The sequence below is a fragment of the Marinovum sp. 2_MG-2023 genome (assembly GCF_030548265.1).
GTDB lineage: Bacteria > Pseudomonadota > Alphaproteobacteria > Rhodobacterales > Rhodobacteraceae > Marinovum.
This window is the reverse complement of the sequence record NZ_JAUOSD010000007.1, coordinates 12,753-28,888: the sequence shown is the minus strand read 5'-3', so window position 1 is coordinate 28,888 and position 16,136 is coordinate 12,753. Positions and strand designations below refer to the sequence as shown.

General features: G+C 59.0%; 19 protein-coding genes and 1 pseudogene. 7 read left to right on the top strand and 13 right to left on the bottom strand.

What is annotated here, in order from left to right:
- Nucleotides 1-7: 7 nt before the first annotated feature.
- From Q4577_RS10040 to Q4577_RS10020, 5 genes are all read right to left on the bottom strand, one after another.
- The gene (locus tag Q4577_RS10040) at nt 8-661 is read right to left on the bottom strand and encodes a DUF2161 domain-containing phosphodiesterase (protein WP_303467640.1); all 654 of its coding nucleotides are present in this window, start codon (nt 659-661) and stop codon (nt 8-10) included.
- A gap of 11 nt (nt 662-672) precedes the next feature.
- Nucleotides 673-1,800 carry a carboxylate-amine ligase gene (locus tag Q4577_RS10035; protein ID WP_303467639.1) on the bottom strand — a complete coding sequence of 376 codons (1,128 nt, stop codon included), beginning with the start codon at nt 1,798-1,800 and terminating at the stop codon, nt 673-675.
- A gap of 168 nt (nt 1,801-1,968) precedes the next feature.
- The gene (locus tag Q4577_RS10030; protein WP_303467638.1) at nt 1,969-2,295 is read right to left on the bottom strand and encodes a cupredoxin family copper-binding protein; all 327 of its coding nucleotides are present in this window, start codon (nt 2,293-2,295) and stop codon (nt 1,969-1,971) included.
- Between the two features lie 138 nt (nt 2,296-2,433).
- Nucleotides 2,434-2,817, bottom strand: a complete 384-nt coding sequence (locus tag Q4577_RS10025; protein WP_303467637.1) for a hypothetical protein — start codon at nt 2,815-2,817, stop codon at nt 2,434-2,436.
- Nucleotides 2,818-3,003: 186 nt separating this feature from the next.
- Nucleotides 3,004-4,503 (bottom strand): CoA-acylating methylmalonate-semialdehyde dehydrogenase, encoded by a 1,500-nt coding sequence (locus Q4577_RS10020; protein ID WP_303467636.1) that lies wholly within the window; start codon nt 4,501-4,503, stop codon nt 3,004-3,006.
- A 103-nt stretch (nt 4,504-4,606) separates the two neighbouring features.
- On the opposite strand from Q4577_RS10020, the gene Q4577_RS10015 reads away from it, so the two are divergent.
- From Q4577_RS10015 to coaD, 3 genes are all read left to right on the top strand, one after another.
- The gene (locus Q4577_RS10015; RefSeq protein WP_244686404.1) at nt 4,607-5,509 is read left to right on the top strand and encodes a LysR family transcriptional regulator; all 903 of its coding nucleotides are present in this window, start codon (nt 4,607-4,609) and stop codon (nt 5,507-5,509) included.
- A gap of 67 nt (nt 5,510-5,576) precedes the next feature.
- Nucleotides 5,577-6,014: a CBS domain-containing protein gene (locus Q4577_RS10010; protein WP_303467635.1), complete on the top strand. Its 438-nt coding sequence runs from the start codon at nt 5,577-5,579 to the stop codon at nt 6,012-6,014.
- A 103-nt stretch (nt 6,015-6,117) separates the two neighbouring features.
- A complete protein-coding gene (gene coaD, locus Q4577_RS10005; protein ID WP_244686409.1) occupies nt 6,118-6,609 on the top strand; it encodes a pantetheine-phosphate adenylyltransferase in 492 nt (163 codons plus the stop codon).
- 147 nt (nt 6,610-6,756) lie between these two features.
- On the opposite strand, the gene gap (Q4577_RS10000) is transcribed toward coaD, so the two are convergent.
- From gap (Q4577_RS10000) to gap (Q4577_RS09990), 3 genes are all read right to left on the bottom strand, one after another.
- The gene (gap, locus tag Q4577_RS10000) at nt 6,757-7,758 is read right to left on the bottom strand and encodes a type I glyceraldehyde-3-phosphate dehydrogenase (RefSeq protein WP_303467634.1); all 1,002 of its coding nucleotides are present in this window, start codon (nt 7,756-7,758) and stop codon (nt 6,757-6,759) included.
- Between the two features lie 110 nt (nt 7,759-7,868).
- On the bottom strand, nt 7,869-8,012 hold the full coding sequence (locus Q4577_RS09995; RefSeq protein WP_244686413.1) for a hypothetical protein: 144 nt from the start codon (nt 8,010-8,012) through the stop codon (nt 7,869-7,871).
- 443 nt (nt 8,013-8,455) lie between these two features.
- Entirely contained in the window at nt 8,456-9,460 is a 1,005-nt protein-coding gene (gene gap / locus Q4577_RS09990) for a type I glyceraldehyde-3-phosphate dehydrogenase (protein ID WP_244686417.1), read from the bottom strand.
- 198 nt (nt 9,461-9,658) lie between these two features.
- Here gap (Q4577_RS09990) and Q4577_RS09985 point away from each other — a divergent pair.
- A pseudogene (locus Q4577_RS09985) lies at nt 9,659-9,948 on the top strand (DoxX protein).
- A 37-nt stretch (nt 9,949-9,985) separates the two neighbouring features.
- On the top strand, nt 9,986-10,942 hold the full coding sequence (locus Q4577_RS09980; RefSeq protein ID WP_303467631.1) for a DUF808 domain-containing protein: 957 nt from the start codon (nt 9,986-9,988) through the stop codon (nt 10,940-10,942).
- A 132-nt stretch (nt 10,943-11,074) separates the two neighbouring features.
- Here Q4577_RS09980 and tkt read toward each other — a convergent pair whose 3' ends face one another.
- Nucleotides 11,075-13,096 (bottom strand): transketolase, encoded by a 2,022-nt coding sequence (gene tkt / locus Q4577_RS09975; protein WP_303467630.1) that lies wholly within the window; start codon nt 13,094-13,096, stop codon nt 11,075-11,077.
- A 223-nt stretch (nt 13,097-13,319) separates the two neighbouring features.
- Between tkt and Q4577_RS09970 the strand changes: the two genes are divergently transcribed.
- Together Q4577_RS09970 and Q4577_RS09965 are read left to right on the top strand one after the other, a co-directional pair.
- Entirely contained in the window at nt 13,320-13,889 is a 570-nt protein-coding gene (locus tag Q4577_RS09970) for a hypothetical protein (RefSeq protein WP_244686425.1), read from the top strand.
- Nucleotides 13,889-14,281 (top strand): cell division protein ZapA, encoded by a 393-nt coding sequence (locus Q4577_RS09965; protein ID WP_244686427.1) that lies wholly within the window; start codon nt 13,889-13,891, stop codon nt 14,279-14,281. Before Q4577_RS09970 ends, Q4577_RS09965 begins: the two co-directional genes overlap by 1 nt.
- Before the next feature lie 81 nt (nt 14,282-14,362).
- Here Q4577_RS09965 and grxD read toward each other — a convergent pair whose 3' ends face one another.
- From grxD to Q4577_RS09945, 4 genes are all read right to left on the bottom strand, one after another.
- The gene (grxD, locus tag Q4577_RS09960; RefSeq protein WP_244686429.1) at nt 14,363-14,725 is read right to left on the bottom strand and encodes a Grx4 family monothiol glutaredoxin; all 363 of its coding nucleotides are present in this window, start codon (nt 14,723-14,725) and stop codon (nt 14,363-14,365) included.
- Nucleotides 14,722-14,961 carry a hypothetical protein gene (locus Q4577_RS09955; RefSeq protein WP_244686432.1) on the bottom strand — a complete coding sequence of 80 codons (240 nt, stop codon included), beginning with the start codon at nt 14,959-14,961 and terminating at the stop codon, nt 14,722-14,724. The genes grxD and Q4577_RS09955 overlap by 4 nt, the downstream gene beginning before the upstream one ends.
- Before the next feature lie 4 nt (nt 14,962-14,965).
- Nucleotides 14,966-15,196, bottom strand: a complete 231-nt coding sequence (locus Q4577_RS09950; RefSeq protein ID WP_244686434.1) for a BolA/IbaG family iron-sulfur metabolism protein — start codon at nt 15,194-15,196, stop codon at nt 14,966-14,968.
- 66 nt (nt 15,197-15,262) lie between these two features.
- Entirely contained in the window at nt 15,263-16,132 is an 870-nt protein-coding gene (locus tag Q4577_RS09945; RefSeq protein ID WP_303467628.1) for a hypothetical protein, read from the bottom strand.
- Nucleotides 16,133-16,136: the final 4 nt, after the last annotated feature.

The following is a 16,136-nucleotide window of genomic DNA, read 5'->3' as shown; positions in this document are numbered from 1 at the left end:
CGCGATATCAGGGTGTGACCAGCGCCTCTGCGCCGCGTGGGGTCAATTGATAGACGCCGCGCGACACCCGTTCGAACCAGCCATAGTGATCGTCGGCCATGATCTGCGTTGCTTTGGCCACGCCGGTGATCTTGCGGATGTCGCCACATTTCGATGGCCCATGGCTGTTCAGATATTCCGCCAGCCGGATCGCATCCTGACGATAGGCGGTGATCAGCGGCGAATTGCGCGCCGCGCCCCCCAGATTTGGATCGCCCTCGCGCCGGGCAAATTCCCGCAGCAACCGGGTTTTGCGCGGCTTGTTCTGGCGCGGTTGATAGGGCGCGGGGTCGATATGCACCTCGGTATGATCATCGCTGAGCCGGACCGTGATCAACCCCAGTCCCAGCCGACGGCACAGCGCCTTGTTTTCCTTCAGGGCGCGTTGAAACCGTTTGCCGGTCAGACGCGGCACCGCGATATAGACCGAATCCGTAAGCGACTGGCGGGTGATCGCCTGATGGAACAGGGTCAGGGCAAATCCGGTTTTCAACTCGACAATCACCGGGTCGTCATCGCCTTTGATTGCGACGACATCTGCTGCGCCGATCTCGGCCTTGACCTCATAGCCCTGTGCGACCAACAGCGCCTTCACGGCGGGATAGAGCGCGGTTTCCTTCACCTGTCAGGCCCTCACAGATCGGCCTGAAAATCTTCGATCAGATGGGTGACCACGGCGCGCATCTGTGCTTCGCGGTCTGCGCCTGCGGCCTCTGCGGCCGCGCGTACCGCGCGTTGGCGCATCGAAGACGTGCCGCGATCCAGGATCGTGCGCAGATGGGCGATTTCAGCGGTGCAATCCAGCGCCTCGGCATCCTCTGCCAACAGCTCAATCAACTCGTCGATCAATTCGACCATTGGCACGATTTCGCCGCGTCCGAAGTCAATCAAACCTTCTTCGACGCCGTATCGCTGGGCCCGCCACCGGTTTTCCGCGATCAGAAACCGATCATAAATCCGCCAGCGTTGGTTGCGGGTGCGCAGACGCCATAGCATCCGGGTCAGACATTGGATGGTGGCGGCAAGCGCCAGCGTGTCTTCCAGGCGCGGACAGACATCACAGATCCGGGTTTCCAACGTTGGAAAGCTGTGGCTGGGGCGCAGATCCCACCAGATCTTGGTGCTGTCTTCGATCAGCCCCAAATCCACCAGCGCCTTGACCGAACGCTGGTATTCATCCCAGGAATTGAACTGTGGCGGCAATCCGGTGCGGGGCAGGTTGTCGAAGACGGAAATCCGGTAAGACGCCAGCCCGGTATCTTCGCCCTGCCAAAACGGCGAGGACGCGGAAAGCGCCAGCAGATGTGGCAGAAAATAACTGAGCTGGCCCAAAAGATCGGCGCGCAGGGCATCGTCGTTCAGCCCGACATGCACATGCATCCCACAGATCAGCATCCGCCGCACCACACCCCCCAGATCCTGGCGCAATTGGTTGTACCGTTCGCGATCCGTGTGATGCAGGGTCTTCCAATCCGCAAAGGGATGGCAGGAGGCGGCGATCGGGGCGGCATTATATTTTGCCGCGCATGTGGTGATTGTGCGCCGCAGATGGCGCAGATCGGCGCGGGCCTCGGCCACATTGCGGCATACGCCGGTGCCGATTTCGATCTGGCATTGCAGGTATTCCGGGCTGACCTGATCGGCCAGCGCGGCCTTGCATTCCGCCATCAGGGTATCGGGCACCTCGACCAACGCAAGACTGTCACAATCCACCAAAAGATATTCTTCTTCGATGCCAATGGTGAAATCCGGATCCGGCATGGCAGTCTCTTTCTTGTGGGTCGTGATGGTATGGTTCGTGGTCTTGTGGTCCCGGGGTGCAATAAAAAAACCGGACGTCATGGATCATAGCGGCAAAAACGCGATTGCGGCAATGCATCAACCCACAGCGTCCGGGAAATTTACCTGCGCAGAAATTGCAGCGCGGGGTTATTCCACCACAAGCGTGGCTTTCATCGCCGGATGGAATTTGCAGTGATAGTCGAACGCACCCGCGGTGGTCACCTCAAACGATGCGGTTTCACCTTTGCGGAGGGTGCCGGTGCCAAATGCGCCGTTTTCGGCGGTGGCGGTATGGGGGGCGCTGTCTTCGTTGGTGAACACCACCGTGTCACCGGCCGCCACGGTCAGGCTGGATGGCGAAAATGCGAACCCTTTGATGGAAACGTTATGTGTTGCGGCCTGGGCTGCGCCGGCCAAAGCCACGGGCACAGCTGCCAAACCCAAAAGGGCGGTACGTCTGGTAATCATATTCATTTCAATGCTCCTATAAAGTGCCGGTCAACGATGCACTGGCATTGAAATCCGCGCAAGCGGCGTTGTGAAAGCGGTTTGGGGGCTGGGTAACCCGGATCTGTTTCAGGCGCGTTTGGGGTTGGCCCACCCGCCGGGCGGCTAGCCCTGATTGGTGCCGGTGTCCCTGGTTTCAAAGACCTGTGGGTCACAGCCGGAAAATTCCACGGCACTTTCCCAGTCCCGGAAAACCCCGGCGGTCACGCCGGGAAAACGATCTATCAGCGATGAAAACATCCGGGCCATGCCATACGGCAGATCCTGCGGGGCCCAAAACGCCATCTTCATGTCGGTGCATTGTTCGTAAAACGCCGATCGCATCGAAATCGCCTGCATCATCTGGGCAAAGTTCAGGTCGATTTCCGCTAGCTGCGACAGGTCGCACAGAATGTTCAAATCGGGCGTGTATTTCGGATTGCTATCAAATTCCTGACGCATCTTGTCGAGACAGGCCAGATCGACCCGATTGAACAGCTCTATGGACACAACGCGCTCTTCTTCAAGTATCAAATAGTGAAACCCCACCGCGCTGCCCCCCATAAAAACCAAAAAATCGTTGATAGGTCAATTAACTTGATAAATCCCGTTTTGGGAAGCAAAAAACAACTCAGGGCCGCAGTTTACGCTGCGGCCCTGGATCACAATCTGGTGATGATCAACCTTGGGTTGGGATTAATCCATGGCTTTGAAATTGAATTCGCCACCGTCCTTGATCCCCGAGAACCAGCGCGCGGTAACGGTTTTGGTCTTGGTATAGAAGCGGAAGGCATCAGGACCATATTGGTTCAAATCGCCAAAGGCCGATTTTTTCCAGCCACCAAAGGTGTGATAGGACAGCGGCACCGGAATGGGGAAGTTGATGCCAACCATACCCACATTCACCCGGTGGGCAAAGTCGCGTGCGGTATCACCATCGGCGGTATAGATTGCGGTGCCATTGCCGTAATCGTTGTCAATGACAAGGTTCAGCGCGTCCTCATAGCTGTCGGCGCGCACCTGGGACAGAACCGGGCCAAAGATTTCTTCTTTGTAGATGTCCATATCCGGCGTCACATTGTCGAACAGCGACGGGCCACAGAAGAAGCCGTTTTCATATCCCTGAAGCTCGAAACCACGACCGTCGATCACGAGGTTCGCACCCTGGTCCACGCCGCTGTTGATCAAACCTTCGATCCGCGCCTTGGACTGGGCGGTGATCACAGGGCCGTAATCCACGTCGTCGCCCGCAGTATAGGGGCCAACCTTCAACTTTTCGACCCGGGGCACCAGCTTTTCGATCAGCGCATCGGCGGTTTCCTTGCCCACGGGGACAGCAACCGAAATCGCCATACAGCGTTCGCCGGCCGCACCATAGCCCGCACCAACCAATGCATCCGCAGCCTTGTCCAGATCGGCGTCCGGCATGATGATCATGTGGTTCTTGGCACCACCGAAACACTGGGCGCGTTTGCCATTGTTGGCGGCGCGGCCATAGATGTATTGGGCGATCGGTGTCGAGCCGACAAATCCGACAGCGGCGATTGTGTCGTTGTCGAGGATGGCATCGACAACCTCTTTGTCCCCGTTCACCACCTGCAACACACCGTCGGGCAGACCGGCCTCTTTCAGCAGTTCCGCCAGCAGCAATGCGGTCGATGGCACGCGCTCGGACGGTTTCAGGATCATCGCATTGCCGCAGGCCAGAGCCGGCGCCATTTTCCACAGCGGGATCATCGCGGGAAAGTTGAACGGCGTAATACCGGCCACGACACCCAGCGGCTGACGCATGGAGTAAAGGTCAATGCCCGGACCGCCATTGTCGGTGAATTCACCTTTCAGCATGTTGGGCGCGCCCATGCAGACCTCGACAACCTCAAGCCCGCGTTGCACGTCGCCCTTGGCGTCGGGCAGGGTCTTGCCATGTTCGCGGCTGACCAGTTCGGCCAATTTGTCCATGTTTTCATTGATCAAGGCGCCGAACTTCATCATCACCCGCGCGCGACGCTGGGGGTTGGTGGCGCCCCATGCCTTTTGCGCTTCGGCCGCTTTGGCCACCGCATCGTCCAGTTCCGCTTTGCTCGACAGTTTGACCTGCGCCTGCACCTCGCCGGTGGCGGGGTTCATCACATCGGCGGTCCGTGTCGATGTGCTTTCGACAAAACTGCCGTTGATATAGTTCTTGATAACGTTCATCGGGGGCTCCTCGGGTTGAATTGCCCGCAGCATAGTCTTGCAAATTCGCCCAGAAAAGCGACAATGTTCCAAAAGCATTTTGCATTTTTGCAAAGGGGGCGCGGTGCAGTCTTGGGATGACATTCGGGTGTTTCTGGCGGTGGCGCGGCATGAGAGCCTCTCTGCGGCGGGGCGGGTGCTGCGGATTGATCCGGCAACGGTCGGGCGGCGTATCACCCGGCTGGAACAGGACATGGGCCAGCCGCTGTTTGGGAAATCACCCCAGGGCTATGCGCTGACCGATGCGGGCCAGAGGCTTCTGCCGCATGCGGAACGGGCCGAGCAGGCCACGCAAGGGGCCGCCGAGGCGCTGGCGGGCGAGGCGGGTCGGCTTTCCGGTCAGATCCGCATTGGCGCGCCGGATGGCTGTGCCAATTTCCTGCTGCCGCGGGTCTGTGCCACAATTGCCCGCGACAACCCCGATCTGGAGATTCAGATTCTGTCACAGCCCCGCGTCGTGAACCTGTCCAAACGCGAAGCTGACCTCGCCATATCGGTCAGCCCGCCGACAGCCGGGCGATTGACGGTGCAAAAAATCGCGGACTATCAACTGCATGTCGCAGCGGCCGAGACCTATCTGGCGCAATGTCCACCGATCCAATCCCCCCAGGACCTGCGGGCCCATCGGGTGATCGGCTATATTTCGGACATGATTTTTGATCGCGAATTGGATTACCTGTCGGACATGGGGTTGGATCAGGTGCATCTGGCGTCGAACTCGGTTTCGGTCCAGCTCAATTGGCTGCGTCAGGGCGGCGGGCTTGGCATCGTGCATGATTTCGCGCTGCCCTATGCCCCGGAATTGCGCCGGGTTCTGGCATCAGAGATTTCCCTGTCCCGCGCGTTTTATCTGGTGCGACATGGCGATGACCGGCGGCTGGATCGGATGAACCGGTTTGCCGCCGCGCTGGTCGCTGGAATGCGTGCAGAAGTCGCGCGGCTGGAGGCACTTACACAATCGAATTGAAGGATTGCTTGACAGCAGAAGGACTTGCGGGAAAGCTGAAAGAAACGTGCAAGGCAAGGAGAGAAAAATGCTGGTGCAGCAAATCCTGCAATCAAAGGGTGGATTTTCGGTCGAAACCGTGCCGCCGGGAATGCTGATTTCGGAAGCGGTGGCTATCCTTGCAGAAAAACGCATCGGGACGGTGATCATTTCCAAGGACGATGGAAAATCTGCGGCGGGCATCCTGTCGGAACGTGACATCGTGCGCGAATTGTCCAAAAGCGGCGCGGGCTGTCTGGGCCAAACGGTGGCCGATCACATGACAACGCAGTTGCAGACCTGCACGCGTGATGAACAGGCCGATAGCGTTCTGTCCCGGATGACCGAGGGCCGTTTCCGCCACATGCCGGTGGTCGAAGACGGTGAATTGGTCGGGCTGATTTCGCTTGGGGATGTGGTCAAGGCCCGTCTGAGCGAGCTTGCCATGGAAAAAGACGCGCTGGAGGGAATGATCATGGGGCATTAAGCCCCATCCGCGCAACAATCTTTCGTCGCCGCTTGACAGCGGCAATGCTGTTGGGCAAGTGATCGGGGCAGACCCTTGATGACGCAAACCTCGGAATATTCTCATGCGCATAGGCCTTTATCCCGGCACTTTTGACCCGATCACCGTTGGCCACATTGATATCATTCGGCGGGCCAGTGTGCTGGTGGATCGTTTGGTGATCGGTGTGGCGATCAATCGCGACAAGGGGCCTTTGTTCGCGCTGGAAGAGCGTGTGGCCATGATCGAGGGCGAGACCAGGAAATTGTCGGAAACCATCGGAACCGAAATTGTCGTGCATCCGTTCGAGAATCTGTTGATTGACTGCGCCCGCGATGTGGGGGCCGGGATGATCATCCGCGGTCTGCGCGCCGTGGCGGATTTCGAATATGAATATCAAATGGTCGGCATGAACCGGGCATTGGATGATTCCGTCGAAACCGTGTTTCTGATGGCCGAAGCCCGGCATCAGGCGATTGCGTCAAAGCTGGTCAAGGAAATCGCCCGGCTGGGCGGCGATGTGTCGAAATTTGTCACCCCGGCGGTAAATGATGCCCTGCGCACCCGATTTGATTGACCTGCGGTGACGTGGACATCTTTTTGATTTCATTTTGAGGCAAAACCAAAATGACGGTTCCCGGTGTAAGGGAGCAAAGAAAAAGCCCCGCAATCTGCGGGGCTTTTTTTGTTTCTTGGCGTTCCGTAATGGCGAAGCCGCGCCAGCTTAGATCAGCTTGCCCATCGCAACGGCGGTATCCGCCATCCGGTTCGAGAAGCCCCATTCATTGTCATACCAGCTGAGGATACGCACCATTGTGCCGTCCATGACCTTGGTCTGGTCGCAGTGGAAGATCGACGAATGCGGATCGTGGTTGAAATCCGAGCTGACAAGCGGCTTGTCGGTATAACCCAGCACACCTTTGAGCGGGCCATCGGCAGCGGCGCGAATGGCGGCGTTGATTTCGTCAACCGTGGTCTCGCGCGCGGCTTCGAATGTCAGGTCCACAACCGATACATTTGGCGTCGGCACCCGGATTGCAACACCGTCAAGCTTTCCGTTCAATTCCGGCAGCACCAGACCCACGGCCTTGGCCGCACCGGTTGAGGTCGGGATCATCGACAAAGCGGCGGCACGGGCGCGATAGAGATCCTTGTGCATCGTGTCCAGCGTCGGCTGGTCACCGGTATAGCTGTGAATCGTGGTCATGAAACCTTTGGTAATACCAATGGTGTCGTTCAGAACCTTGGCCACCGGCGACAGGCAGTTTGTGGTGCAAGAGGCGTTCGATACAATCAGATCTTCGGCGGTCAACACATCGTGGTTCACACCGTAAACGATTGTCTTGTCAGCATCTTTCCCGGGGGCCGAGATCAGAACGCGGCTGGAGCCGTTTTCCAGATGGGCCTGGCATGCCTCTTTCGAGGTGAAGATACCGGTGCATTCCAACACCACATCGACGTCAGACCAAGGCAGATCAGCAGGGTTGCGTTCCGCTGTAACCTTGATCGGGCCACGACCGACATCAATCCAATCGTCACCGGTGGTGACTTCGACCGGGAACCGGCCATGCACACTGTCGTATTGCAGCAAATGCGCGTTGGTTTCGACCGGACCAAGATCGTTGATCGCAATCACTTCAATGTCTGTGCGGCCCGATTCGATAATGCCGCGCAGCACGTTGCGACCGATACGGCCAAATCCGTTAATGGCAACTTTGACAGCCATGTCATTCTCCCATGGTTCGGGCGCAGAAATAGACGACAACGGGTCGCCCTGCGATTCCGGTTTCCGTTAACGCTAACAAACGTATCTTGCCGCAAAAGTCAATTGCCGCCTCAGCGCCAGAAGCTGAGCCATTCCAACAGATCGAGAAACTTTTTCGCAAGGAAAAGCGAATGCTCTGTGCCGAACAGGTAAAAATCCGCGCCAATAGCCGCCAAAAGAAAAACTGCGAGGTATAGGGCGATGGTGTTGGTCATGTCAGGCTCCGATTTGGCATGACCCTGCCGCAACCGGCCCGGCTGGGCAATGGTCAATCTGTGGTTGGTGAACGGCGGCGCAATGGGCGGCCGGTGCGGGCGCAACAGAAGGCGCGCGCACTGTCGCTGCGGATTGGGCCCCCAAGCGACAACAGGATCATCGACCCTCAGGTTTCAGCGCTTGGCCGGACCTCCGCGCTACATACAATTGCCGAAGGCAACCGATCACCCGACACTTTGATCACCGAAAAACAGCCCCCAAAAAGGCGATCAAGCCTTTCATCTGACCAGAAATATCCCGGGGGGTTTGGGGGGCTTGCCCCCCATCTATCCTGTGGTTTGGGGGGCTTGCCCTCATCTGGCCCGCGGTGTCGGCCTCCCCAAGAAAAATCGCCACGCGAAACCAGCGTGGCGACAATTCCGTCAAAAATCCCGGGATCACCTTAGTGCAGCAAACGCCCCATGGCGCCGGCCACATCCGCCATCCGCACCGAGAAACCCCATTCATTGTCATACCAGGCCAGAACCCGCACCGTGCGTCCGCCAATGACCTTGGTCTGATCCGGGGCAAAGATCGAACTTTGTGTGGTGTGGTTGAAATCAATCGACACTTTCGGCTCGGGATCATAGCCCAGAACAGCGCCCATATGCCCAGCTGCCGCTTCGCGTACGATTTCATTCACGTCCTCCACCGTCACGTCTTTGCCGGCTTCGAAGGTCAAATCCACGGCCGATACATTCGGCGTCGGCACGCGCATCGCGGTGCCGTCCAATTTGCCACGCAGGTTCGGCAAAACTTCTCCCAGCGCCTTGGCCGCACCGGTCGAGGTGGGGATGATCGCCATGGCGGCGGCACGTGCGCGATACAGGTCATTGTGACGGCGATCCAACGTGGGCTGATCGCCGGTGTAGCTGTGGATCGTGGTCATGATGCCGCGTTCGATGCCGATCGCCTCGTCCAGCACCTTGGCCAGCGGTGCCAGGCAATTGGTGGTGCAGGACCCGTTGGAAATGATCCGGTCTTCTGCCGTCATGTCGCGGTGGTTGACGCCATAAACCACCGTGCGCGCCACATTCTTGGCCGGGGCGGAAATCAGCACCGATTTCGCCCCCCGCGACAGATGCACATCCGCCTTCTTGCCATCGTTGAATTTGCCGGTGCATTCCAACACCACATCACAGCCCGACCAATCCAGTTCCTGCGGATCATATGTCGAAAACATCTCCATCGGCCCACGGCCCAGATCCATGGTATTGCCTTTGACGGTGACTTCGCCGGGGAACCGGCCATGGATGCTGTCGTAGCGCAGAAGATGGGCAGAGGTCTCAATCGGGCCGGTGGCGTTGATTTTCATGACCTGAACGTCATTGCGCGCGCTTTCGGCAATATGTGCCAGGGTGCAGCGGCCGATCCGGCCAAATCCGTTGATTCCGATTGTGACTGTCATCTGAAGTCTCCTATTTGGCGTCGTGCGGGTGATACTGTGCGGGTGCAGCATCTCCAAGAGAAAGTTGAACATTTACAATATGATAGCGTTAACCGTTGCCGCGAAACGTCTGGTGGCGCTAACGCGTTTGCGCTATCGGTTGCTTGGTTGCGGTAACAGCGGCATGGCTTTTGTGTTTCGCGCCCTAGATCTTTGGACATGAAGAATCATTTTCCTGACTTAGCGGTGCTTTTGGGGCGCTTTCTGATCGCGTTGTTGTTCCTTGGCGGCGCGGTGCAAAAAGCCGGCAATCCGGATGCGGTCATTGGCTTGCTTGCTGCCTGGCGCTGTTGCTGGCCGGATATTGCGCGGTGACGTCCTTGTTTCACTTTCTGCCGGAGGACCCATGGCAGATGACGATCTTTGTGAAAAACTGGGCCATTGCCGGTGGCTGTCTTGTGCTGGCGGCACATGGGGCCGGGCGCTGGGCCTTGCAGCGCGACAACTGATCTCTACAGTTCGGATCAAACAGACGGAGAGTCGAAGATGAGTGGATTGCTGGCGCTGCTGGATGATGTGGCGGCGATTGCCAAGGTGGCGGCGGCCTCGGTCGACGATATCGCCGCGCAGGCGGCCAAGGCCGGGGCCAAGGCCGCGGGTGCAGTGATCGACGATGCGGCGGTGACGCCGAAATATGTGCATGGCTTTGAACCGGCGCGTGAATTGCCGATTGTCTGGCGGATTGCGCGCGGCTCGCTGATCAACAAATTGGTGTTTCTGCTGCCTGTTGGCCTGGCAATGGCAGAGTTCGCACCCTGGCTGATTGCACCGTTGCTGATGCTGGGCGGGGCTTACCTCTGTTTTGAGGGCGCGGAAAAGGTCGCACATGTTCTTGTGCCGCATGGTTCGGATCATGCCGGGCCGGAAACCGGTGATCCGGCACATCTGGAAGAAGAAAAAGTGCGCGGCGCCATCAAGACCGATTTCATCCTCTCGGCTGAGATCATGACAATTGCCCTGGCCGCCATCCCGCAAAGCAGCTTTTGGATCGAAGCGGCCACCTTGGCCACGGTCGCGGTTGGCATCACCCTGGCGGTCTATGGTGCGGTGGCGTTGATCGTAAAGGCCGATGACCTTGGGCTGTGGATGGCGGCGCGCGGGCGGCTGCGGGCGACGCGGCTCATGGGGCGCGGGATCGTTGCGGCGATGCCGGGGTTTTTGTCAGCTTTGATGGTGGTCGGCACGGCGGCCATGCTGTGGGTTGGCGGGTCGATCATCGTCCATGGCGCCGCGGAAATGGGCTGGCACGCACCGGAACATCTAATTCATGATTGGGCGGTGGCACTGGCGCAATTCGGGCCAGCGACCTGGCAGGGCGCGATGGAATGGCTGGGCACGGCGGCGATTGATGGTCTGTTGGGGCTGGCGCTTGGGATCTTGTTGATCCCGGTTGTCACCAAAATGATTATGCCGCTTTGGACCTCTGTTCGCAAAAAGGGCTGACCATTTTCCGGCCAGCCCTTCTTCTGTTCACAAATATCCCGGGGGTTTGGGGGCAGAGCCCCCATCTATCCTGCGGTTTGGGGGCAGAGCCCCCATCTGTCCTGCGGTTTGGGGGCAGAGCGCCCCCATCGCTTACCCCAGAAGCTCTTTGACCTTGGCCACGGCCGCCGCCGCTGTGATGCCGAAATGCTCGAACAATTCGCCAGCCGGGGCTGACGCGCCAAAGCCGGGCATGCCGATAAAGCCTGCCTTGGCTTCGCGGCCACGTTCGCCCAACAGCCAACGATCCCAGCCGCCTTCGCGCACTGCGGCTTCGATGCCGACACGCACCGGCCCGCCGGGCAGCACCCGCTTGCGATAGGCTTCGTCCTGTGCGGCAAACAACTCCATACAAGGCATGGAGACCACGCGCACGCCGATCCCTTCGGCTTGCAGGATCTCGCGTGCCTCCATCGCCAGCGCCACTTCCGACCCGGTTGCGATCAGGATCGCCTCGCGCTTGCCTTCGGCATCGGCCAGAACATAGCCACCCTGGGCCACCATGTTCTTGGTCTTGTGCTCGGTCCGCAGCGTCGGCAGGCCCTGACGGGTCAGCGACAAGACAGAGGGGGTCGCTTCTTGGGTCAATGCCACTTCCCAGGCCTCTGCGGTTTCCACCGTGTCGGCGGGGCGGATCACCAATGTGTTCGGCGTGGCGCGCGAAATGGCCAGATGTTCCACCGGCTGGTGGGTTGGGCCGTCTTCGCCAAGCCCGATGCTGTCATGGGTCATGACATAGACAACCGGTTGTTTCATCAGCGCCGACAGGCGCATTGCTGGGCGGGCATAATCGGTGAAACACATGAACGTGCCGCCATAGGGGCGCACGCCGCCATGCAGCGCCATGCCGTTCATCGCCGAGGCCATACCATGTTCGCGGATGCCCCAATAGACATAACGCCCACCACGGCTGTCGACGTCAAACACGCCCATATCCCCGGATTTGGTGTTGTTCGATCCGGTCAAATCAGCAGAGCCGCCCACGGTTTCGGGCATGAGCGGGTTGATCAGCTCCAGCACCATTTCCGACGATTTGCGCGTCGCATATTTGGGTTTCTCGTCGCTGATCTGCTTCTTGAACGCCTTGATGGTCGCCGAAAGCTTGTTGGGCGCTTCACCGGCCAGCTGGCGGGTGAATTCCTTTTGCTTGTTGCCGGGTGCGGCGGCAAAACGGGCCTCCCATGCCGCGCGCGTGTCGCTGCCACGGCTGCCGATGGCCTCCCATGCGGATTTGATGGCGGCGGGCACTTCAAACGGGCCGGTTGTCCAGCCATAGACCGCTTTCGCGGCGGCCATTTGATCCGCATCGGTCAAGGCGCCGTGACCCTTGGAGGTATCCTGGGCGGCGTGTCCCAGCGCGATGTGGGTCTTGCAGGCGATCATCGACGGTTGTGCCGACTTTTTCGCGGCTGTGATGGCTGCGTCGATCTCTTCCGGGTTGTGACCGTCGATTTCCTGAACATGCCAGCCAGCGGCGGTGAAGCGCGCCACCTGATCGGTGCGGTCCGACAGCGACACTTTGCCATCAATGGTGATGTCATTGTTGTCCCAAAGCACGATCAGTTTCGACAATTCGTGCCGCCCGGCGATGCCGATGGCCTCGTGGCTGACACCTTCCATCAGGCAGCCGTCGCCCGCGATCACATAGGTGTGGTGATCCACGATCTTGGCGCCAAAGCGCGCGCGCTGGATTTCTTCGGCCATGGCGAAACCGACGGAATTGGCGATCCCCTGACCCAGCGGGCCGGTGGTGGTTTCAATGGCGGCGGCCAGGAAGTTTTCCGGGTGACCGGCGGTCAGCGCGCCTTTTTGGCGGAAATTCTTGATCTGATCGAGGGTGATTTCGGCATCACCAACCAGATAGAGCAGGGAATACAGCAACATGGAACCGTGGCCGGCGGACAGGATAAACCGGTCGCGATCAGGCCAGGTCGGGTTGGCCGCATCAAATTTCATGTGTTTTTCAAACAGCACGGTTGCGACGTCTGCCATGCCGATCGGCATCCCCGAGTGGCCCGAATTTGCGGCATGGACCGCATCCAATGTCAGGGCCCGGATGGCCGCAGCTTTTGACCAGTGATCTGGGTGAGCAGATTTCAGCGCTTCGATGTCCAAGGCGGTTTTCCTTATTAAATGCCATTGGCGTTTGCATAGCACCCCGGCAAAAGAGTTCAAGGCGGGGTGAACAGCGCCGTGTAAGTGCTTGATGTCAATGGGGGGCGCATTTTTCCACAGGGTTGGGTAAACTCGCCGGAAAGGACCGCGAAAAGCGATTCGCAGCAATTTGGGGCAGGCGCCGCGACATCGGACGCGACAACAGGACAGAAAGGCAGAGCATATGGCCGATATTGAGGAGTTGCAGGGCAGGATTACCGCGGCACTTGAACGGATCTCAAAAGGGTTGGATCAGCTTCACCCGGCGCCGGAAACAGACATCGATCCGGCCGAGGTCGCCGAGCTGCGCGCGAAACTGGCAGCAGCGGAAACCGCGGTTGCGGATGAAAAGCTGGCCGGACAGCAGCGCGAAGAACGGATCAAGGCATTGCACAGCAAGCTGGAGGATGCAGAGGCCACGATGAAGGCCCGGCTTGATGCGCAATCCGAAGCCACAGCACAGGTTGATCTGGAACTGCAGCGACTGCGTCGCGCCAATGAGCAATTGCGCGAAAACAATCGCGCGTTGCGCGATGCCAACGGCGCAGGGCTGACCGATCCGCATTTGATCAACACCTCGATGATTGCCGAGCTGGAGGCATTGAATGCCGACCGCGCCGCCGAAACGGCCGAAGCTGCCGCGATCGAGGCCGCGTTGAAACAGCTTTTGCCGGGGGAAACGCTTGTCCCGAGTGAGCCGCAGGCATCCGGTGAAACAGCCATGGCAGATGACGCCGCAGGGGAGGATCAGTAATGCCCGAAGTGACCATTGAGATTGGCGGCCGGACCTTTGATGTGGCCTGTCAGGCGGGTGAGGAACATTTTCTTCAGGCCGCAGCGTCGATGCTGAACACCGAGGCACGGGTGCTGTCGGATCAGATCGGACGTTTGCCAGAGGCGCGCATGTTGCTGATGGCGGGTTTGATGCTGGCGGACAAAACCGCCGGGTTGGAAGATCAGGTGCGCGGCTTGCAGGATCAGCTTTCGGAAATGACCGCTGACCGCGATGCGCTGCGGGATCAACCGGCGCCGGAACGTGAACGGGTCGAGGTGCCAGTGGTGCCCGCAGTTGTGACCGAAACGCTGGCTGAACTGGCGGCAAGGGCGGAATCGCTGGCCAGCGAAGTCGAAGAAAAGGCGGGTTAGAACAAGCCCGGTAAAAATAGATACGGTAGAAATAGATACGGGGTGGCTCTGCACCACCCCGTGATTGCGATCTGCGGCGGCTTAGCCGTTGGCTTCGCGGATCTTTTCAGCGGCGTCTTTATCAAATGTCACGCCGTTGGTTTCGAACATGGTGTCCAGCTCGCCCGAAAGCGTCATTTCAGTGATGATGTCACAGCCGCCGACAAACTCGCCTTTGACATACAGCTGGGGGATGGTCGGCCAGTCAGAGAAATCCTTGATCCCCTGACGGATGCCATCATCGGCCAGGACATTCACGTCCTTGAAATCGACCCCCATGTAATTCAGCACACCCGCCACACGGCTGGAAAATCCGCATTGCGGCATTTCCTTGGTGCCCTTCATGAACAGCACCACGTCATTGGCTGCAACGGTGTCCTGGATTTGGTCTTTGACGTCGGTCATTTGCTTTTTCCCTTCGGAATGAAACGTTTGGCGTATTCCTGTGGATCGCGGGGCACTTTGGTTGTGTGGCTTTGGCCACCCAGACCCGAGGAATATTGTGTATGAAGAACATGGTAACCCGAGCCGGGTTCGCTGCCGCGCGTTTTGCCCTGGTCCGCCCGGATCGCGCGACGGGCCAACAACACTGTTACCCCGAAAATCGCCACCCCCAGCAGGGTCAAAAGCACCGCATCCATGGCGCTAGCCCGGAGCGCGCGTGGTCAGCGCCAGCGCGTGCAATTCACCACTGTCGAGCTTGGCCCGGATGGCGGCGTTCACGGCGCGTTGCTGTTGCACGCGGTTCATGCCGCGAAAGCTCTCGTCGATCACCTCGGCGGCAAAATGCTGGCCATCATCGCCCTGAACGATGATTTTGGCATCGGGAAAGGCATGACGGATCAGGCTTTCGATTTCGGTCGCATCAATTGGCATATGGTGGTCCCTTGGAGTTTGGACAGAATCTAAGGTTGGGGCGGCGGGATGGCAAGTGGCCAGTGTTCACGGGCGCAGGAGCGTTGCGATGCCCCGGGTGGCAATTTTGTCGAGGTCTTCTGCGTAACGCTCTGACATGGCGCGCAATTCCGCGTCGTTCCACGGTTGAAACGGCGGATTTTCACGGCCCTTGGGAAAGCGCGCCAGCGCATCTGCGGTTGTCTCTTTGGTTACCTGGCCTTGGCGGGCCAGAAATTCCAGCGCCGCAGCGGAAAAGCCGGGATTTGCGGCGCTGTCCTGCATTGTCACCTTGGCCGCAGCCGCGCCGATGCAATGGGTCAGGACAGTGGGCACCACGGCGGGATAATCCTCATACCGCCACAGGAAAAGCGGTGTATCCCCAATGGCTTGTCGTAATCTCTTGACCAGTTTCCACCAGCTGAGCTGCGTCACGTCGGTCTGGCCCAGATAGTTGCGGAATGGACGGAAAGCATGGCCTTTCATGTTTTCTTGCCAGGCCGAAACAAGGAAACTGTCGGGGCTGCGGATGGCCATGCCGACGCGGATGTCGTGGTCGGGAAACAATTGCAGCACACGTTTCAGGCGGCCGGGCGCGAATTTATAGAATTGATTGTCATCCAGCCCCATGTCCGGGGCCAAAGTCGGGCTGACAATGTTTTCGTTCATCAAAACGATGTCAGCTGCATCGCCGGCCTGTTTTGTCAAAAAGCCATCTGCCGCAAGCGCCAGAAGAGCGGGATCGGCGCGGCCCCGCAGCAGGTTGGACAGCGGCAGGATATCCGCGCCGATTGGCATCGGGCCAATCACGCCAACCCCCTCGGGGGCCAGCGCCGCACGATTGGCCACCAACGAACGTTGCAGATGGGTCGAGGCGGTCTTGTGTGCGCCAATCAGAAAGGTAAGCCGCCGCGCCATGCCC